Annotated in this window: 6 protein-coding genes and 1 tRNA gene; 2 read left to right on the forward strand and 5 right to left on the reverse strand. The window is 64.0% G+C overall.

Annotated features, from left to right (window positions below; all coding sequences use genetic code 11):
- Positions 1-41: 41 nt before the first annotated feature.
- On the reverse strand, positions 42-1,325 hold the full coding sequence (locus ACI5GA_RS27280; protein ID WP_421425081.1) for an NAD(P)/FAD-dependent oxidoreductase: 1,284 nt from the start codon (positions 1,323-1,325) through the stop codon (positions 42-44).
- 206 nt (positions 1,326-1,531) lie between these two features.
- Between ACI5GA_RS27280 and ACI5GA_RS27285 the strand changes: the two genes are divergently transcribed.
- Positions 1,532-1,608, forward strand: a tRNA-Val gene (locus ACI5GA_RS27285).
- A gap of 293 nt (positions 1,609-1,901) precedes the next feature.
- Positions 1,902-2,555, forward strand: a complete 654-nt coding sequence (locus tag ACI5GA_RS27290) for a trypsin-like peptidase domain-containing protein (RefSeq protein ID WP_421425083.1) — start codon at positions 1,902-1,904, stop codon at positions 2,553-2,555.
- Between the two features lie 15 nt (positions 2,556-2,570).
- On the opposite strand, the gene ACI5GA_RS27295 is transcribed toward ACI5GA_RS27290, so the two are convergent.
- The 4 genes from ACI5GA_RS27295 to ACI5GA_RS27310 form a co-directional block, all read right to left on the reverse strand.
- The gene (locus ACI5GA_RS27295; protein ID WP_404634751.1) at positions 2,571-3,779 is read right to left on the reverse strand and encodes an HlyD family efflux transporter periplasmic adaptor subunit; all 1,209 of its coding nucleotides are present in this window, start codon (positions 3,777-3,779) and stop codon (positions 2,571-2,573) included.
- Positions 3,776-5,938: a type I secretion system permease/ATPase gene (locus tag ACI5GA_RS27300; RefSeq protein ID WP_421425084.1), complete on the reverse strand. Its 2,163-nt coding sequence runs from the start codon at positions 5,936-5,938 to the stop codon at positions 3,776-3,778. Before ACI5GA_RS27300 ends, ACI5GA_RS27295 begins: the two co-directional genes overlap by 4 nt.
- Positions 5,935-7,368 carry a TolC family outer membrane protein gene (locus tag ACI5GA_RS27305; protein ID WP_421425549.1) on the reverse strand — a complete coding sequence of 478 codons (1,434 nt, stop codon included), beginning with the start codon at positions 7,366-7,368 and terminating at the stop codon, positions 5,935-5,937. The genes ACI5GA_RS27300 and ACI5GA_RS27305 overlap by 4 nt, the downstream gene beginning before the upstream one ends.
- Before the next feature lie 77 nt (positions 7,369-7,445).
- The gene (locus ACI5GA_RS27310) at positions 7,446-19,994 is read right to left on the reverse strand and encodes a BapA/Bap/LapF family large adhesin (protein ID WP_421425085.1); all 12,549 of its coding nucleotides are present in this window, start codon (positions 19,992-19,994) and stop codon (positions 7,446-7,448) included.
- Positions 19,995-20,229: the final 235 nt, after the last annotated feature.

Raw genomic sequence — 20,229 nt, forward strand, 5'->3', positions numbered from 1 at the left:
CGGGAGTCAGCGGGTGTGCTGAATGTAGCTGACCAGCAGAATCAAAACCCCAACTTGTCCCGCAGGCTGTAATACCACGCACCCAATGCTGTCAGCGGCGTGCGCAGCAATTGGCCGCCGGGGAACGGGTAGTGCGGCAACCCGGCAAACGCATCGAACCGTTCAGCCTGGCCGCGCAAGGCTTCGGCCAACACTTTGCCCGCCAGATGGGTGTAGGTCACGCCATGGCCGCTGCAACCCTGCGAGTAATAGATGTTGTCGCCCAAACGGCCTACTTGCGGCAGGCGCGACAGGGTCAGCAGGAAATTGCCGGTCCAGGCGTAGTCGATTTTCACGTCTTTCAACTGCGGAAACGCCTTGAGCATTTTCGGACGGATGATCGACTCGATGTTCGCCGGATCGCGCGCGCCGTAGACCACGCCACCGCCGAAGATCAGACGCTTGTCACCCGAAAGGCGGTAATAGTCCAGCAGGTAATTGCAATCCTCGACGCAATAATCCTGTGGCAGCAGCGTGCGAGCCAGTTCGTCGCTCAGCGGCTCAGTAGTAATCACTTGAGTTCCGCAGGGCATCGACTTGGCGGCCAGTTCCGGCACCAGATTGCCCAGATACGCGTTACCCGCGACGATGATGAATTTCGCCCGCACCTTGCCTTGCGCGGTATGCACCACCGGGTTGGCGCCGCGATCGATCTTGATCGCCGCTGATTGCTCGTAGATCGTACCGCCCAGCGATTCCACCGCAGCGGCTTCGCCCAGTGCAAGGTTGAGTGGGTGAATATGGCCGCCGCTCATGTCGAGCACACCACCGATGTATTGATCGCACGCCACCACTTCACGAATGCGCCGTTGGTCCAGCAGTTCCGATTGCGTATGACCGTAACGCTCCCAAAGCTTCTTCTGCGACTCCAGGTGGCCCATCTGCTTGCTGGTCAGCGCGGCAAATACGCCGCCCTCCTTCAGGTCGCATTGAATCTGATATTTGGCCACGCGTTCGCGGATAATGCGCCCGCCTTCAAAGGCCATTTGCCCCATCAACTGCGCGTGTTTCGGGCCGACGGTGCGCTCGATGACATCAATGTCGCGGCTGTAGCTATTAACGATCTGTCCGCCGTTGCGACCCGATGCACCGAAACCGACTTTTGCCGCTTCCAGCACCGTGACCTTGAAGCCGTTCTCCAGCAGGAACAACGCGCTCGACAGTCCGGTGTAACCGGCGCCGATAATGCACACATCCGTTTCGACCTCACCTTGCAAGGCAGGGCGAGCAGGAGCGGGATTGGCTGATGCGGCGTAATAAGACTGCGGGTATGCGGTGTTCGTCATCCTGAAGGCCCTTGTTTAATATTCTTGACGAGTGCGCCGATGCTACCCGAGATAAAACGCGGCCACCAGCGGAATCGTAGAGAGTGGGTGTCTTAGATATTTATCGGTTGGTTGGGCGAGATTGTAAAAGATCAGAATTTTCAGTGGGTTATGAAAAATAGCCGGTTGACACGCTGTTGAATATCCGTAGAATGCCGCCCCACAGCAGGCACGTAGCTCAGTTGGTTAGAGCACCACCTTGACATGGTGGGGGTCGTTGGTTCGAGTCCAATCGTGCCTACCAAACAAATCCGCTCTGCTGGGCGGTAACGAAAAGGGGCGATCCGAGAGGGTCGCCCCTTTTCGTTTCGCGCTGCCGGTTATCCCCACCGGACCGATCACGACTTCATCGGCGAAACCGCCATTGCGATTGCCTTGAGACGTGTCCGCTTAATGACTCAGAGGCCACTAAACCTAGCCTTGGATCCAATAAGCTCACTCCATCGCCACTAGACGGACGGTAGTGTGAGTCTATTGAAAAGGTGATATCACAATGACATATTTCCTCCGTCATTCACTGCCCCTCCGTGTGCAAAAATGCGACCCATATTGTCTCTCGTTGCAGCCTGTGCGCTGCTCAGCGGGTGCAATGGAGTGCCAACCGCGTTTACCCAGGACCCCGTTTACGATCAAGCCATCCTCATCCATTCGGGTGGACCCTTGCCCTATATGCTGATGGGCACGGCCGTGCAGTGGAACGAAGATTACGCTGTCACCGTCAAGCACATTCCTTACGTTCCCGGCGCAGTTTTTCAGGGCCAGGGCGACGTTCAGTTCTTCCGTCACAAGGCCAATGGCGTGCCATTGTGGCGCACGTATCGGCCTGGTGAAGCGGTAACGGCGGTGGGTTACAACTCGCTGTACATGTCGGTCAAGGGCAGTGGTCACGCGATGTCGGCGATGGTGCGTCTGGACACCAAAGAAGGCAACGTGATGTACGGCACCCATGATGGCCCGACGGCCAAGGGCATGTCAGGCGGGCCGGTGTTCGCCGAAGACGGCAAGGTGGTGGGGATCACCGTGGCGTTTCTGACCCAGAGCGATCTGGCCGCTATCAAGCGTCCGGACCTGGCCAACCAGCCGCGGGTCAGCATCTTCATGCCTTACGCCGAGATCAACCGCGAGTGGAACCGTTATCTGGCCCAGGCCAAGCCCGCGACGCCTGAGCCGATTCACCTCGCCAGCCGTTGATCCACTCACGGCCGATCAGCGTTCGCGCAGGGCTTCGCGAGCGCGGTTGAGGGGTTTGATCAGGTAGTCGAGGACGGTTTTTTCACCGGTACGGATGTCCACCGTAGCGATCATCCCCGGGACGATGGCGAACGTCTTCCCGGCCTTGTTGCGCAGCACGTCGGAATCGGTGCGGATGAACACCCGGTAATAGAAAACTTCCGGTTTGGCCTCGTCCTGAATCGTGTCCGGGGAGATGGTCACCACCTTGCCGTCGAGGCTGCCGTAAATCGAATAGTCATAGGCCGTGATCTTCACCTTGGCCGCCTGGTCGGGATGAATGAAGGCGATGTCCCGCGGCGAGATGCGGGTCTCGATCAGCAACTGTTCGTCCTGCGGCACGATTTGCATCAACTGGCCGTTGGGCGGAATGACGCCGCCAATGGTGGTCACCTTGATGTCCTTGACGATGCCGCGCACCGGCGAGCGGAGGGTCAGACGCGACAGCGAGTCGTTGCGTCCTCGGATCACCGCCACCAGCATCTGCGCTTCAGCGTTGGCTTTGGCCAGATCCTCCCGCGCCCGCACCATGTAATCCGAACGGGCCTCTGTGGCTTTCAGTTCCAGTTCCGAACGCTGGCGATTCAAACGCAGCACTTCGACCTTGCTGGAGGCGCCGATCTTCGCCAGGTTTTCCGTGATCTCCAGTTCGCTGCGCACCAGCTTCAGTGAGCTTTGAATGCCTGCCAGCGTGTCGTCCAGCCCTTTGCGGCGTGTCTTGTACAGCTCGGTTTCAGCGCGAATCAGCTCGGGTGAATCGTTCAGCGCCGGGTCGAATTTCAGCGGCTGATCACTGACCTCCGCCTGCAAGCGGTTGACGCTGGCCAATGCAGCTTTGTATTTGGCTTCGCTCTCGCCGACGTTGGATTCGTTTTTCACCGCGTCCAGTTGCGCCAGCACCTGACCACGCTCAACCATGGCGCCTTCGGTGACGTTCATCTGCTGGATGATCCCGCCCTCCATCGATTGAATCACCTGTTCCCGCGAACTGGGAATGACCTTGCCGGTGCCGGTCGACACTTCCACCACCTCAAAAAAAGCGGCCCAGACGAAAAAGCAGGCGAGCATCACGGCGCAGCCCCAGATCACTCGCGTTCCGCCGACGAGACTGCGCTGGTCGCTGCCATCCAGATAAGAAGTCTGATCGGGCAGGCGCGGGGTCTGGTCGATGATCACAGCGTTCATGCCGGTGCTCCCTGTGGCTGACGCAGCCGGGCGAGGGCGGCGTCGCGGTGGTCATCGATGACGATGCGGCCGTTGTCCAGCACGATGATCCGTTCCACCAGTTGCAGCACGCTGACCCGGTGTGTAGCGACGATCAAGGTGCGGCCCTGACACCAGGTCGCCAGTTTTTCGAGCAGAAAACGTTCGGTGATGTCGTCCAGCGAAGCGGTGGGTTCGTCCAGCAAGAGCACCTGCGGCTGGCGCAACAACAGCCGCGACAGCAGCAGGCTTTGGCGCTGGCCGCCGGACAGGCCAAGGCCGCCTTCGAGCACCAGATGGTCCATGCCCTTGGGCAACTGGCGAACAAAGTCCAAGGCTCCGGTGACCGCCAGCGCCGCAATGATTTCCTGATCACTGGCCTGGCCCGCGCCGAGGGTGATGTTGTCGCGCAGGGTGCCGTGAAACAGCCGCGCCTGTTGTGCCATCAGGCCGACGTCGCGGCGCAGGTCAGCGGGGTCAAGGTGGGCGAGGGCGATACCGTCCAGCGTGGTTTCGCCAGTGGCCAGGTCCATGCCCCCGGCCAGTGCGTGGAGCAGTGTGGATTTGCCCGCGCCGTTGCGACCGAGAATGGCAATGCGCTCGCCGGGGCGGATTTTCAGGTTGATGTCGCTCAGCGCTGGCGCCGCTTCTTCGTTGTAGCGAAAGCCGGCCTGACGCAGTTGAAATTCGCCGCGAATCGCCGGTACGTGCACCCGTTGGCTGCCTTCGGGGTGATCCACCGGCATCTGCATGATGCGGTTCAAGCCTTCCAGTGCCACCTTGGCCTGTTGCCAGCGGGTCAGTACATGGGTGACTTGGGCCAGCGGCGCCATCATTCGCGACGACAGGATCGATGCTGCCACCAGGCTGCCTGTGGTCAGGTCTCCAGCAATGACCATCGGTGCGCCGAACACGATGACCACGGCGAACACCCCGCCCTGTACGCTTTGGGTCCAGGCCACCAGGCTGTTGGTCAAGGTGCGCAGGCGCAGGCTGCTGTCGGCAGAGGCCGCGTTGTACTGGTTCCATTGCTGCTGGAAGCGCGGCTCGGCCTGCAAGGCCTTGATGTCGTCCAGCCCTTGTATGCTCTCCACCAGCATGGCGTTGCGCAGCGCCGCCTCGCGCATCGAGGCGTTGGCCAGTCGCGCCAGCCGCCGCTGCGAGAGAATGCCGGGCAGTATCATCAGCACCACCGCCAATAGCGGCACTAACACCAACGGCCCGCCGATCAGATAGAAGACCAGCAGAAACAGCAGGAAAAACGGCATGTCGGCCAGCGCGGTCGCGGTGCTGGAGGTGATCAGGTCGCGGATCTGCTCCAGCTCCCGCAACTGCGAAATGAACGAGCCGGTGGATTTCGGCCGAGCGGAGTTGCGCAGGCGCAGGGCGTGACCAAACACCAGATCGGACACGCGCAGGTCGGCGCGCTTGCCCAGCACGTCGGTCATGCGCAGGCGCATGATGCGCATCACGAAGTCGAACAGCAGTGCCAGCAGCACACCGCCGAACAGCACATACAGGGTCGGTAGCGATTCGGCGGGAATTACCCGGTCGTAGACCTGCATGGAAAACAGCACCCCGGCCATGCCCAGCAGGTTGGCCACCAGCGAGGCGATCATGACGTGGGTGTAAGCGCGCAGGTCGCTGAGTACGATGCGCCGGAACCAGTGCTCGTCGTAGGGCTTGATGTAGTCGTTGGTGCGAATATCACTTAGCGGCTGGGTCGGGCGCAGAATCACTGTGCGCAGCGCCTGTTCGGCCAGGGTCGCGGGCTCGATACTGCTTTGCAGGCCCTGATCGCCGCTGAACGCGATGCCCAGTTCGCCCGCCTCGCTGATGCTTTCGATCACCCCGACCTGGCCGTCGCGCATCTGCACCACCAGCGGCGTGCGCCAGCGGGTCAGGCTTTTGTGATCGTAGGTGGCGAACTTCACGCTCAACCCGGCCTGACGGGCCATGTACCGCACCACTTCTTCGACCCGACCTTCGTTTTGCAACGAGGCCAGACGAATGCTTTCCGGCGACACGTCCAGTCGATAGTGGCGGGCGACCTTGAGCACGGCCTCCAGCCACGGTGCGAAGTCCTGCCGGGCGCTGCCGTTTTTGGCGGCGTCGTGGGGGATGACGATGGGATCGCTCATGGCAGGATCTCCACGTGCTGAATGGTGCTGTGGTCGATGCCGAAGGCCCGACGCAAGCCGCCGCTGCTGTAGAGGCAATCGATTTGCAGGCGGCGCAGGTCGGCCTGGGTGTTGGCCAGGTCGAAACGCGATTGGTGGATTTCCTGCTCGGCGTTAAGCAGGTCGAGCAGCGGGCGGGTGCCCAGTTCCAGGTACTGTTTGCCGTACAGTTCGCGGGCTTCGGTGATGCTGTTCTGCCGAAACTCCAGCGAGTTGAGACGACGGGTCAGACCCGAAGTTTGCGCCTGAGCTTCGGTCAGCCCCTGACGGGCTTGCAGTTTGGCGGCGTCTTCGGCGGAGTCGGCTGCGGTCAGGGCATAACCGGCGGCGCGGCTGCGGGCGCTGATGGCGCCGCCCTGATAGATCGGCACTTCCAGATTGAGGAAGATCGCCGCCTGAGTGCGATCGATGGCCGGGTTCTGGTCGTCGTAGTTGTTGTCCAGGTACTGGTTGAGCGAGGGCTGCAAGGACAGCGTCGGATAAGCTTCGGCCTTGGCCTGCGCCAGTTCGGCCTGAGCCTGGGTCCGCTGTGCCACCGCTTGCAACACGCCCGGCAGGGCGTCGGTAATCACCGGGGCGTTGCACGACTGGTTCAGCGAGGTGGCGAAATCATCCGTCACCCGTGGCGTGCTCTGCCGCCCGAGCAGGTTGGACAGGGTCTGCTGCCAGCGCGCGTATTGCGCTTTGTATTCCTGCAAGGTGGCGATCGCGCCATCGACCCGAGATTGCGCCTGAACCACGTCGGAACGGGTGCTAGCGCCCATGTCGCTTCGCTGTTTGGCCAGCTCGACGATGTCACCGACGCCCTGGATCTGCTCCCGCGCGATGTCCAGTAGGCGTTGGTAGCGTTGCACTTCGATGTAGGCGAACGCGGTGTCGCGGCCCACTTGGTCGATGGCCAGCAGGATACTCGCCTGACTGCGCGCGGCTTTGGCCTTTGCCGCTTCTACGGCGTTGGACACCTTGCCGAAATCGTAAAGCATCTGTTTGAGGGAAATACTCACCGACTGGCTCCCTGCATCGCTGCCGTACCCGCTGCTGTAGCCGCCCTTGATGCCGCCGGAAATCTGCGGGTAGTAACCGGCCTCGGCGACGTTGATGCCCTCGGCCTGTTGGTACAGAGTGCCGATGGCCTCGGCGATGCTCGGGTGCCAGTCCACGGCCAGACGCACGGCCTGTTGCAGCCCCAGGGTTTCATCGCCTTGCCCAGTGACGTCATTGCCCGACACCGAGGGGGCGCTGGCCGCTGTCGAACGTTTCTTTACAGTGTTGCCGTGGGCCTTGTCCGGCTGGCTTTGCAGCCGGGAAGGGCTAATGCTGCGCAATGCCGGATCGATGTAATCCTCGGCCAAGGCTCCAGTAATGCTTCCCTGATACAGGCCGAGGGTCAGGACGACCCACGGCCAGGTGCGACGACGAGCAGACTTCACATCATTCCCTTACTGTCGGTTGCTGGCTGTCCGTTGCTTTAAACGACGTGTACACCGTTCTGTACCCACAAATGGTGGCTCGGATCCTCCTGTGAGTTGTATTGGGTATAGTCGATTCCATCCAATTGGTGGGTGCCGTCGGTGGTCCAGGTGTCGGTCATGTGCACGCTGTCGTTGCTGTCGCCCTTGATCACCAGGGTGTTGTTGTCCGAAGAGGTGATGGCCAGCACATCGGCCAGATTCAGTGTCAACGCCACTGAGCTGGTGTGGTTCAGGTCGAGGATCTCGATGTTGTGAATCCGGCTTTGCAGATCCCCCAGATTGATCGCCGCATCGCCCCCGGCCCAGAGCAGGGTGTCGGTCCCGGTGCCGCCGTCCACCGAGACGAATGTCTGGTCGGCGATGATCAGCGTGTCGTTGCCCGCACCGCCGTCGAGGGTGATCGCGCCGCCGTGGGAGCCGTCCAGCGTGTCGTTGCCATTGGTGCCGTGGATCGTCTCGGTGCTGGTGGTCGTGGCGGCGACCAGCGCGGTGGTGTGATCCTCGGTGGTGGTCGTGGCGACTGCTGACAGCGCACTGAAGGACGTGGTCGCCACGGCGCTGGCCTGATCGAGATCAATGGTCAGGGTCGCGGTGTCGGTGGTGCCGTTAGGGTGGGTCAGTTGATAGGTGAACACGTCGGCGTGCCCGACGACAGCGCTGGTCAGGCCGCTGTTGAGGGTGTACGTGTAGCTGCCGTCGGCATGCACCAGCAGCGACCCGTAGGTTCCGGTGATCGTTGTGCCGTTGTAGCCCGGCGTCACGTAGCTGCCCGCCACCAGCACGCTGAGCACGGTGTACGGCGAGCCCAGCATGTCGACGCCACCCCCTGCGGTGTCGGTCAGCAGGTTGCCTGCAACCGGTGTGTAGCTGCCGACCACGAACTGGTTGGTGGAGGTCGCCGTGTTGATCAGGCTGGTGTTGACGGTGCTCAATATGCCGAGACCGCCGACCACGACTTTCACCTGATAGGTCCCGCTGGTTTGCCCGTCGAAGTTAATGCCGTAGTTGCCACTGCCCAGGCTCAACAGGGAACCGCCGCCGTAGGATTTCACCAGCACGTACTGGCCGGTGGTGGTGTTGAGCTTGTACAGGCCGATGGTCATCGAGCCGAGCAGGCTCAACAGGTTGCTGGCGTTGAGCACCACCGTCAGGCTGCTGGTGGTGTTGGCCGCGACGCTGGTGGTGTAGGTGCCACTGCCGCCGCCGAGCAACACGCTGAAGCTGCCCAGCGTCGAGTTGGTGGTGGTGACCAGGTTGGTCAGGGTGATGGCCGAGTGCGCGACGTCATCGGTGGCGTCGACCAGCTTGGCAGGGCTGGCGAGGTTACTGTCGCTCCAGATCTCGGTGGCCTGCGGGCTGTCGATGCGCACATAGAGATTGGCGGTCGCGCTCAGGCCGTTGGCGTGCAGCAATTCGTAGCTGAAGACATCGACTTTGCCGACACTGCTGACGCTGCCATTGCTGGTGTAGGTGTAATGGCCGGTGGAATCGATGGTCAGCGTACCGTACAGGCCTTGCACCGTGGTGCCGCTGCCCGCCGCCACGTAACTGCCGCCTTTCATGATCAGCAGCACGGCGCCATTGTCCGGACCGGTCTGGTCGGCCTGGCCGTTGGTGCCAACGTCAGTGATGACGTTGCCAGTGGTCGCGACGCCGGCTGTGCCGTTGAATTGGGTCAGGCTGGTGATATCCAGTTCCAGCGTGGTATTGACCGTCGTCAGGATGTTGACCCCGGTATTGGAGACGACCAGTCGATAATCCCCGCTCAGCAAGTCTGGCAGGTTGACGCGCACGCCAACGCCTGCGAGACCGATGACGTCGAGCAACCCGCCACTGCCGCCGGTGCCGAGCGTGACCCAGACACCGCTGGCGTTCTTGACTTGCAAGGTGTAGGTGAGCGAGCTGAGCACGCCGACCAGGCTTGGCGAATTCAAGAACAGTGTCGGGTCAACACTGGTTCCTGCGTTGACCGTAAAACTGTAGGTTTTGGTCGCGCCCAGCAGCAGTGAGCTGAACGAATCGGTGTAGTTCTGCGCCGTGACTGCCGGGGCAATGTTCACCGTGGCGACGGCGAGGTTATCGCTGGCGGTCACGGGGGCGTTGGCGTCGATGTCGGGGGCCGTGACGTTGGCGCCTACCGAGACGTTGCCATGGGTGTCAGTAAGACTGACCACCAGTTTCTCGCCGTTGATCTGCGCGGCATTCAGGGTGACGCTGAAGACGCCGGTCCCGCTGACGACGCCCGTGCCCAGAACCACGCCAGTGGCCGATTTGACCGTGACCGTTGCCCCCGCTTCGCCGGTACCGCTCAGGGTCAGCCCATCGCCGCTGACGACGAGTGTCGCAGCCGCCGCCGGTGGCGTCAGGTCCGGTGCAGTAGCGCTGGCGCTGACTGAGACGTTGCCCGCCGCATCGGCCTGGGTGACGGTGAGCACTTCGTTGTTTATTTGTGCCGTCGACAGGGCCACCGAGAAGGTGCCATTGGCGGCCACGGTTGCGGTGCCCAGCACCAGACCTGCCGCGCTGCGCACACTGACGGTGGAACCTGCGACGCCGGTGCCGGTGAGCACGGTGCCGGTGGCGTTCACCGTAACGCCAGTCGGTGCTGCCGGAGCCGTGGTGTCCGGTGCAGTGAGAGTGCCTGCCACCGAGACATTGCCTGCGGCGTCCACCAGCTTGACGGTCAGGGCCTGGCCATCGAGTTGCGCGCTGTTGAGGTTGAAGCTGAACGTGCCGGTCAGGCCGACAGTGGTGGTGCCCAGCAATGTGCCGGTCGGGCCGTACACGTTGACCGTCGCACCGGCCTCGCCAACCCCGCTCAGAGTGAGGCCGTTGGCGGCCAGCAACAGCGCGGTCGGAGCAAGCGGGGCGGTGACATCGCCGGCGGTCAGGTGAGCGACGGGCGACAAGTTGCCCGCTGCATCGCTTTGCTGAATGTTCAGCACCTGGCCGTTGAGCTGGGCGCTGTTCAGGGTGGCGGTGAAGGTGCCAGCCGCGTTGACCACGGCGGTGCCCAGCAACGTACCGGCGGCGTTGGTGATTCTGACGGTTGCACCGGCCTCGCCGGTACCGCTGACGAGCAGCCCTGCGCCGGTCAGGGTCAGGTTGCTCAGCGCGGCAGGCGGTGTGATGTCGGTTGCCGTGAGGTTGGTGGCGGCCGAGAGGTTTCCGGCTGCGTCCGCTTGCGTCACGCTCAGGACCTGGCCGTTGAGCTGCGCCGCGCTGAGGTTCACCGAGAAGGTCCCGTTGGCCGCAACCAGCGCGGTGCCGAGACTGGCACCGCTAGCATTGCGGACCGTGACTGTCGCACCGGCTTCACCCAGACCACTGAGCAGCAGACCGGCTGTATTGAGCGCAAGCGCAGTCGGCGCGGCAGGCGGGGTGATGTCCGGGGCGGGGACGGTGATCGTAGCGGAGACGTTGTTGGCGGCGTCGGTCTGGTGCGCGCTGAGAATCTGGCCGTTGATCTGCGGCGAATTGAGCAACACGCTGAAGGTGCCGTTGGCGCCCACCACGGCCGTGCCCAGCACCGCGCCGCCGGCTGCGTTGATGGTGACAGTCGCGCCGGCTTCACCGCGCCCGGTGACCAGTGTGCCGACGGCATTGACTGCAAGATCGGTGAGGGCTGCGGGCGGTGTGGTGTCGGCCGCCACCACGGTGGTCGGCAGTGAGACACCGCCAATGGTGGCCGTTGCCGTCACTTGCAGGCTCTGGCCGTTGGTTTGCGCCGTACCCAACGTCACGCTGAAGTGCCCGGTGCCGTCGGTGGTGGCCGTACCGAGCAGGGTATTGCCGCTGCCGTACACATTGATGACGGTGCTGGCCGCTGCGGTCCCGGTGAGGGTCAGGCCGTTGGCGGACAGCACCACGTTGGTAGGCGCATCCGGCGCTGGGGTCGTAGGCACGGTCAGGGTGGCGCTTGGCGAGGCATGCAGGGCCGCGTCGGTCTGAATCACCGTGAGGACCTGATTGGCGCTCACGGTGCCCGTCAAGGTGATGGTGAACGTGCCATCGGCGCCGACGGTGCCTGTGCCCACCGGCAGGCCGCCAGCGGTGACGAGCACGGTCGCGCCGACTTCGCCATGGCCCACCAGTTGGGTGTGCGCGGCGTTGATCACTAGCCCGGTCACGGCATCGGGTGCGGTGATGTCAGGCGCGGTATACGTCAGGATTGGCGATGTGTTGTTCGCGCCGTCTTTGGCCACGATAGTCAGCAGTTCGCCGTTTGCCTGCGCAGGGTTGAGAGTAATGCTGAATGACCCGTTTACATCAGCGCTGCCCGTGCCCATTACCGCGCCGCTGGCCGAGGTCACGGTGATGCTGCTGCCCGCTTCGGCGTTGCCTGTGAGCGTCGTTCCGTTTGTCAATGACAGATTGGTTGGCTGTGCCGGTGGCGTGGTGTCCGGCGCGAGAACCGGCGTGGCGGGCGAAACATGGAGCGCCGCATCCGTTTGCACCACCGACAGCGACTGGCCGTTGAGCTGGGCGCTGGAGAGGGGCACGCTGAACGTGCCGTTGGCGGCGACGGTTGCGCTGCCCAAGACTGCACCGCCCGGGCCGGTGACCGTGACCGTGGCGCCCGCTTCGCCATTGCCGGTCAGGGTCAGGCCGTTCAGGCTGACCGCCAGATTGGTCACGGCGACTGGCGCGGTGACGTCGGGAACGGTGTAAGTGAGGATGTCGGAGCGGTTGGTCGCCGCATCCGTCTGGGTCAGGCTCAGCACCTGGCCGTTCAGTTGAGCGGAAGACAGGTTGACGCTGAACGTGCCGTCGATGCCCACCGTAGCGGTGCCCAGCAGGGTGCCGCTGGCGCTGGTTACGCGGACCGTGGCGCCGATTTCCCCGGTGCCATTCAAGGTCAGGCCATCAGGGGTCAACAGCGTGACCACTGGCCGGTCGGGTGCGGTCATGTCGGCGGCGGTCACACTGGCAGCGGACGAGGCATTGCCTGCCGCATCGCTTTGCACCACGGTCAGCACCTGACCGTTGAGCTGGGCGGTGTTCAGGGTGACGACGAAGTTGCCATTGGCGCCGACCGTACCGGTGCCGAGGGTCACCCCCGCCGCGTTGGTGATCAGCAGGCGCGCGCCGACCTCGCCCGTGCCACTGAGAATGAGGCCCGTGCTGTCCAGGGCCAGTTGTGCCACCGGGGCAGGCGCGGTGGTGTCCGGGGCTGTCACGCTGGCCGCAACCGATGCATTCCCGGCGGCGTCGGTGAGCACCACGTTGACCTGTTCGCCGTTATGTTGCCCTTGTGTCAGGTTAATCAGGAAAGTGCCCGTCGCACTGACGGTCCCGGTGCCAATCACGGTGCCGTCGGCCAAGGTGATCCGCACGGCTGCGCCCACTTCCCCCGAGCCGCTGATAACGTCCCCCGCCGTATTGAGCAACAGGTTGGTAGCGGCTGAAGGCGGGGTCAGGTCCGGCGCGGTCACGGTGACCGGTGCACTGATGTTGCCGGGTGGATCGGCCTGCTGAACGCTGAGCACCTGATGATTGAGCTGGGCCGAGCTGAGGGTCACGCTAAAGGTGCCATTGCCCAGCACCAGCGTGGTCCCCAAAAGAGTGCCACTGGCGTCCTTGACCGTGACAGTGGCCCCCGGTTCGCCGTTGCCGGTGACGGTCAGGCCGGTGCCGTTGATCGCCACGTTGCTCAGTGGGTCGGGGGCGGTGGTGTCCGGCGCGCTGAGGGTTGCACTGGGGGACACGTTGCCCGCGGCGTCGGTCTGAACCAGGGTCAGCAGTTGCGCGTTGGTCAGTGGAGTGGGCAGGACCAAGGTAAACGTCCCGGTGCTATTGACCGTCGCCGTACCCAGTGCATTGCCCAGGCTGTCAGTGACCGTCACCGTCGCGCCGGCTTCGCCGTGCCCGGTCAGGGTCTGGCCGTCGCTGGAAATGGCGAGCTGGGTCAGCGCTGTCGGGGCGGTGGTGTCCACCGACGTCAGGTTGCCCGCCACCGAGGTGTTGCCGGCCGCGTCGGTCAGGGTCACCGACAGCATCTGGCCGTTGGCCTGTGGCGTGGTCAGGGTGACCGAGAACCCGCCGTCGATGCGCACGACCCCGGTGCCCACCAGCAGGCCAGCCGGGTTGTAGATGTTGACGATTGCCCCCGCTTCGCCGGTACCGGACAACACCGTACCGTCGCTGGTGACCGCCAGTGCCAGCGGGGCACTGGGCGCGACAAGATCGGGCGCGGTGAGGTTCACGCTGGGCGATTCATTTCCACTGGCGTCGGTCTGACTGAGGTGGAGCGTCTGGCCTGCGATTTGCGCGGTGCCGAGGGTCACGGTGAACGTGCCGTTGCTGCCCACCACAGCGGTGCCCAAGGCCACGCCGCCAGTGCTGGAGACGGTCACGGTGGCGCCTGCTTCACCGCGCCCGGTCAAGGTGAGGCCATTGGCTGCCAGCACCAGATTGCTCAGAGCAGACGGCGGCGTGATGTCCGCCGCATCGTAACCGGTAGCGATGGAGCGAATGCCATCGCTGGACGTCGCGATGGCCGAGAGGTGTTCGCCATTGAGCTGCGCCGCACCCAAAGTGACAGCGAATATGCCGTCGCTGCCCACCAGCGCATTACCGAGTATCGCGCCTGAAGCGCTGCGCACGGTGACGGTACTGCCAACGGTGGCGTTGCCGGTGAGGGTCAGGCCGTCGGCGCTCAGAGTCAGGTTGGTCGGTGCCGGTTCGGCGAGGGTGCCGGGGGCCGTGACCGATGCGCTCGGAGAGGCATTTCCGGCAGCGTCGGTCTGGATCACGCTGACCGCGACCCCGGTGGCGACTGGGGGTGACAGTGTCACGCTGAAAAGCCCGTTGGCGTCCACGGTGCCGGTCCCGATCGCGTTGCCGCTGGCATCGCGTACCACGACGGTGGCAGCCACCTCGCCATGCCCGGCCAGGGTCGCGCCGTCGGCGGTGATCGCCAGGTCGCTGACCGCCAGCGGGGCGGTGGTGTCTGCGGCGACAATCGCTGTGGCGGGGGAATGGTTGCCCGCGGCGTCAGTGGCGGTGACGCTCAGGGTCTGGCCGTTGAGCTGTGCACTGCTCAGGGTCACCTGGAAGGTGCCGTTGGTGGCCGTGGTGGCGGTGCCCAGCAGGTTACCCGCCGCATCCCGAACGGTCACGGTGCTGCCCGCTTCCGCGCTGCCACTCAGCTGCAGGCCGGTGCCGTTGAGGAGTAGCGAGACCGGCGCGTCAGGTGGCGTGAGGTCCACGGACACCACGGTAACGGCGGTGGAGACGTTGCCCGGTGGGTCTTCCTGAGTGACCGTCAGCACCTGCGCGTTGAGCTGTGGTGCGTTCATGGTCAGGGTAAAGGCGCCGTTGCTGGCCACCTGGGCAGTGCCCAGCAGGGTGCCGTCGACACTGCGCACGGACACCGTTGCCCCCGGCTCGCCATGGCCGGTCACGGTGATGCCGTCCGCGTTGACGGCCACTTGGGTGAGCGTGGCTGGGGGGCTGATGTCGGGTGCCGTGACGGTGATCGACGGTGAGACATTGCCACTTGGGTCAGTCTGGTTGACATCCAGGGTTTGCCCGTTATTCGGTGGCGGCGCGAGCGATACGATGAAATGCCCGTCGGCGCCGACCACTGCCGTGCCCAGCAATGTGCCATTGGTGTCGGTGACTCTCACCGTGGCGCCGACTTCCCCGGTGCCGCTCAGACTGGTGCCGTCGCCACTGATCTGACTGATCTGCACCACTGTAGGTGGGGTGCTGTCGGTGGTCAGCAGGCTGGCATCGGGCGAGACGTTGCCCGCCGCGTCAGTCAGGGTGATGTGCAGCGCCGCGCCCGTGGTTTGGGCTGCTGGAAGGGTGACCTGGAAATGGCCGCTCAGGTCCACCGTCCCGGTCGCAAGCACCGTGCCCGCCGCATCGCGAAGGGTGACGGTAGCACCGGCTTCGCCCAGGCCGCTGACGACAGTGCCAACCGCGTTGATGCTCAAACCGGTTGCGGCAAGCGGGGCGATCAGATCCGGTGCGATCAGGCTGACGGGTTGCGACACGTTTCCGGCAGGGTCGCTTTGGGTCGCGACCAGTACCTGCGCGTTGTTTTGCGGGCTGCTCAGCGTCACGTTGAAGCTGCCATCGCTGGCCACCAGCGCGGTGCCCAGCACGGTCCCGGCGCTGTTGGTGATGCTCACCGTCGCACCGACTTCGCCTCGGCCCGAGACTACGCTGCCAATGCCATTGAGGGTGACGTTGGTCAAGGCGTCCGGCGCCGTGGTGTCAACGGCAATGACGGTGGCAGGCACCGAGGTGTGACCAGCACCATCGCTGGCGGTGACATGCAGGGTTTCGGCATTCAGTCGGGCGAAGTTCAGGCGAATGCTGAAATGCCCCGTACTGTCGACGGTGGCGGTTTCGGCCGGGCTGCTGCCCACGACGGTGATCGTGCTGCCCGGTGTGCCGACGCCGGTCAGGGTCAGGCCGTCTGTGCTCAGCGCCAGGCTGGTCGGGGTGGCGATCTGCGTGCCGTCCGGGCCAGGGAGCGTGACGGGCGGTGAGCCGTTGCCCGCCGTGTCGGTGCTGACCACGCTCAGCGAGCTGCCGTTGGCGGCAGGCGTTGTGAGGGTGATGACGAACGTGCCGTCGGCGCCGACGGGGCCGCTGCCGAGCACGGTGCTGCCGTCGCGGACGGTCACGGTCGTGCCGGGTTCGGCGGTGCCCGATACGCTAGTGCCTTCCGGGTTGATAACCAGATTACTCACGGGAAGGGGGGCAGTGGTGTCTGGAGCGGTCGTCGTCGAGGGCAGCGACGTATTGACCCCGTCAGAAGCCACGACCTGTAGCGTTTCACCGTTGGTCAATGCGGGAGTCAACGTGAAGCTGAAGGTGCCACCCGCACCAACGGTGACGACGTCCAGTTCGGTCCCGCTGGCGTCGAGCAGGTGAACGATACTGCCCGCCTGAGCCGTACCCGAAACGGTCGTGCCGGTGGCGTCCACGATGACGCCGGTGGGGGTAGGCGGTGCCGTGACGTCCGGTGCCGTTACATTGCTCACCGGAGAGGAGAGGGTGCTCGCATCGGTCTGAGTGACGCTCAGCACTTGGCCGTCCAGTTGGGGCGTGCTCAGGTTCACACTGAACGTGCCATTGGCGGCGACCACGGCGGTGCCCAACAGATTGCCGCTGGCGTCGTGCACCGAGACGGTGTCCCCCGCCTGCCCATTGCCGGTGACCACAGCGCCATTGCTGCTGATGGCCACGTTGGTCAAGGCCGGTGGTGCGGTGGTATCAGGTGCGGTGAATGGGGTATTGGGCGAGACATTGTTGGCCGGGTCGCTCTGATTGACTTGCAGCAGCTGGCCATCGTTGAACACCGAGCCCAGTGAAACGGAAAAGTGCCCGGTGCTGTCCACCAACGCACTGTTCAACAGCGCGCCCCCAGGCCCATACACATGCACCGTCGCACCCGGTTCGCCCGTGCCGCTCAAGGTGTCACCTGCGCTGTTCAGCGTCAGGTTGCCTGGTGCAGCAGGGGCTTGCAGGTCAGGTGCGGTCAGGGTCACCGGGGCCGAGCTGTCCGGCGCACCATCTGCCTGACTCACGCTCAGGGTCTGGCCGTTGGTTTGCGCGGCGGTCAGCGTGACTTCAAAACGTCCATTGCCGCCCACCACTGCCGAGCCGAGCACATGGCCTTGATCGTCCCTGACTGTGACCGTAGCGCCCACCTGACCATTACCGGTGACCACCAGGCCGTTGGCTGACACGGTCACGGCGGTTACCGGATCAGGCGTCGACAAGTCGGGCGCCGCAACAGCAGCGGAAGGGGACACGTTGCCTGCTGCATCCGTCTGGGTCACCTGCAGAATCTGCGATTCGGTCTGTGGCGTGGTGAGCGTCACTGAGAAATGACCGTCGCTCAGCACTTGGCCGGTCCCGATGACGGTGCCCAGTGGATCGCGTACCGTCACGATCGCTCCGATCTCGCCCGTACCGGTCAGGACAACGCCCGCCGCGTCCAGCGCCAGGCCGGTCAATGGCGCGGGCGCCTGGGTGTCGGGGGTGATGAAACTGACCGCAGGCGCGGCATTACCTGCCCCGTCGGCGGCGTTGACCAGCAGAGTCTGGCCATTGTTCTGCGCGCTGCTGAGGTTGACGCTGAAATGCCCATCCGCGCCCACGGTGGCGGTGCCGAGCACGGTGCCGGAAGCGCTGGTGACGGTGATGGTCGAACCCGCTTCGCCCTGACCGCTGAGGACCAGACCGTTGCTGCTGACACTGAGATTTTCCGGCTGCAGTGGGCCGTCCAGATCGGGTGCGCTGACCCCGGTGCCCGCCGATGCGTTACCCACGGTGTCCGTCAACACCACGGTCAGCGGCTGGCCGTTGGTTTGTGCGGCGGAGAGCGTAACGGTGAAGCTCCCGGTCACCGCCACGATGGCGGTGCCGAGCACGTTGCCCTGAGCGTCGGTGACCGTCACCGTCGCACCCGCTTCGCCGCGTCCAGAAACGGTCAGCCCATTGTTGGCGACCGCCAGATCAGTGGCCTCGGCAGGGGGCGTGATGTCCGCTGCGGTGAACGGAACGGTGACCGAACTGACGTTGTTGGTGCCGATTGACACCACGTCAATGACCTGACCGTCCAACTGTGCAGACGACAAGGTCACGGTGAACGAGCCATCGGGTGCGGTGGTCGCGCTGCCGATGACGTTGCCGCTGGCGTCACGCACTTCGATGGTGGAGTTGGGGGTTGCGGTGCCGGTGAGGTGGGTACCGCTGGCATCCAGTGCCAGATTGGCCGGTGTGGCCGGGCCTGCAGTGCTGGGCACGATGACGGGTGTGTCCGGCGACGGATTGCCCTGAGCATCGGTCTGGGTCACGACAACGGTGTCACCGGGGCTGACAGCGGCGTTCAACGTGGTCTGGAACGTCCCGTTAGCGGCCACTATAGCGGTGCCAAGCGGGGTGCCATTCGCACTGACGACAGTGACTGTAGCGAGCGGTTCGCCATGACCCGAAATTTGCAAGCCATCGGCACTAATCACCACGTTACTGACGGCGGCCGGAGGCTGCGAGTCGTTGGCGGTATACACCACCGACGCTGAGTTGTTGCCGGATGCGTCGGTAGCACTGACGTCCAGATGTTCACCGTTGATCTGCGGTGAGTCGAGCGTCAGGCTGAAGTTACCCTGGGTGTCCGCGCGGCCTACGCCGATGACACGGCCGGCCACGTTGCGCACATACACCCGAACCCCTGCGGCGGCATGACCCGACAACGTCAGGCCGTCAGCCGACAGCGTCAGATCCGTTGGCGCCGAGGGAGGCGCGAGGTCGTAAGCCTGTACCGCGACATTGGGGGACACATTGCCCGCTGCGTCGGTCAGGGTCACTTGCAGCAGCTGGCCGCCGACCTGCGCCGGGGTGAGGGTGACACTGAAATTTCCGTCTTGCCCGACGACCGTGGTGCCAAGAACGGTGCCGTTGGCATCGATGACCGTGGCTGTGGCGCCGACTTCGCCGTGGCCGGTAATCAGTGTGCCGCCGTGGTTGATCGCGACATTTGTCGGTGCGTCGGGAGGGCTCTGGTCTGGCGTGGTCGGCGTATCGATGTCCGGAGCCTGGGTCTGGGCCGTTGACGAAAGATTGCCAGCGGCGTCAGTGGCGCTCACGGACAGTGTCTGACCGTCGGTTTGCGCGGGGTTCAGGGTCAGCGTGAACGTGCCGTCCGCCGCGACGATCCCGCTGGCGAGGAGCGTACCGTCGGCGCTGCGCACTTGAACGGTCGCACCCGGCTCTGCGGTCCCGGTGAGCTGTGTACCGTCGGCATTGACCTGCAAGTTGCCGGGGGCGTCCGGTGCCGTGGTGTCACTGGCGGTCGTCGTGCCGGGTGCGGAGGTATTCCCGGCGGCATCGGTGAGGGTGACGTTGACGGTCTGGCCGTTGGTCTGCGGGGTGTTGAGCGGGACGTCGAAACGGCCGTCGCTGCCCACTGTACCTGTACCGATCACATTGCCGTTGGCGTCTCGTATCGTCACCAGCGCGCCGACTTCGCCAAACCCGCTCAGCAACAGGCCATTGCTCGAAATCAGCAGATCCGTCGGTGCATTCGGGGCTGTGGTGTCGCTCGGCGTGTCGCCACTTCCGCCGCCGCCGCCGCCACCACCGCCGCCACTCGCGGCGCCCGTCGCCGCTGCCGCACCTCCCGCGCCCAACAAGCCCAGGCCCGCGATCGCCCAAGCGGACGTTGCACCGCTGACTACGCCAGTCCCTGCAATCAATTCGTCAATCGAGGTGATTTCGTCGAACGTGAACCCGCTGAACGACTGTGCGCTGTACTGCGCCTGCCAAAGCGTCCCGTCTTCTCCCTGAAACACCATATCGCTGGTGAGTCCTTGCGGGTTTCTGACGAAGAAATTGGAGACCTGAATCTGCTCGCCATTCTTGAGGTTGACGATCAGGTCCTGACCGTTGCGGCTGACCGACGCGACCTGGCTGGGCGACACGGGCATTTGCACGACGGCGGGGTCTTTGAGTTGCAGATTGCCCCAGGCACGGGCATCGATTTGAGAGGTTATCTTGTCCGCGACGACGATGTTGTCCATTTCCAAATCCCTTTTTTATTCGCTTTTTCAAGAAACATCGACGCGACAATTCTTTGGGCGTTGGTGTGTTCCAAAAGCGGCAAACCGCTTGCGTCCAACGGCGTTTTGTTGAGCCGAAGCAGGCGCGTACCTGCCCCTGTATGCGGTTGGATTCCCCAACCTTAGTTTGGATCCATGCGAGTTCAATGCAGGGGTTTTGACGTTTCGGCAAAACGCGATAATGAGCGATTGCAAC

Origin of the sequence: Pseudomonas sp. Pseu.R1 (assembly GCF_045764065.1) — a bacterium.
In the GTDB taxonomy this organism is placed as follows: Bacteria; Pseudomonadota; Gammaproteobacteria; order Pseudomonadales; family Pseudomonadaceae; genus Aquipseudomonas.

Bases quoted from the DNA above. Each gene is read 5' to 3' on its own strand.
- ACI5GA_RS27280 (WP_421425081.1), bottom strand. From the start codon at position 1,325: ATGACGAACACCGCATACCCGCAGTCTTATTACGCCGCATCAGCCAAT.
- ACI5GA_RS27290 (WP_421425083.1), top strand. From the start codon at position 1,902: ATGCGACCCATATTGTCTCTCGTTGCAGCCTGTGCGCTGCTCAGCGGG.
- ACI5GA_RS27295 (WP_404634751.1), bottom strand. From the start codon at position 3,779: ATGAACGCTGTGATCATCGACCAGACCCCGCGCCTGCCCGATCAGACT.
- ACI5GA_RS27300 (WP_421425084.1), bottom strand. From the start codon at position 5,938: ATGAGCGATCCCATCGTCATCCCCCACGACGCCGCCAAAAACGGCAGC.
- ACI5GA_RS27310 (WP_421425085.1), bottom strand. From the start codon at position 19,994: ATGGACAACATCGTCGTCGCGGACAAGATAACCTCTCAAATCGATGCC.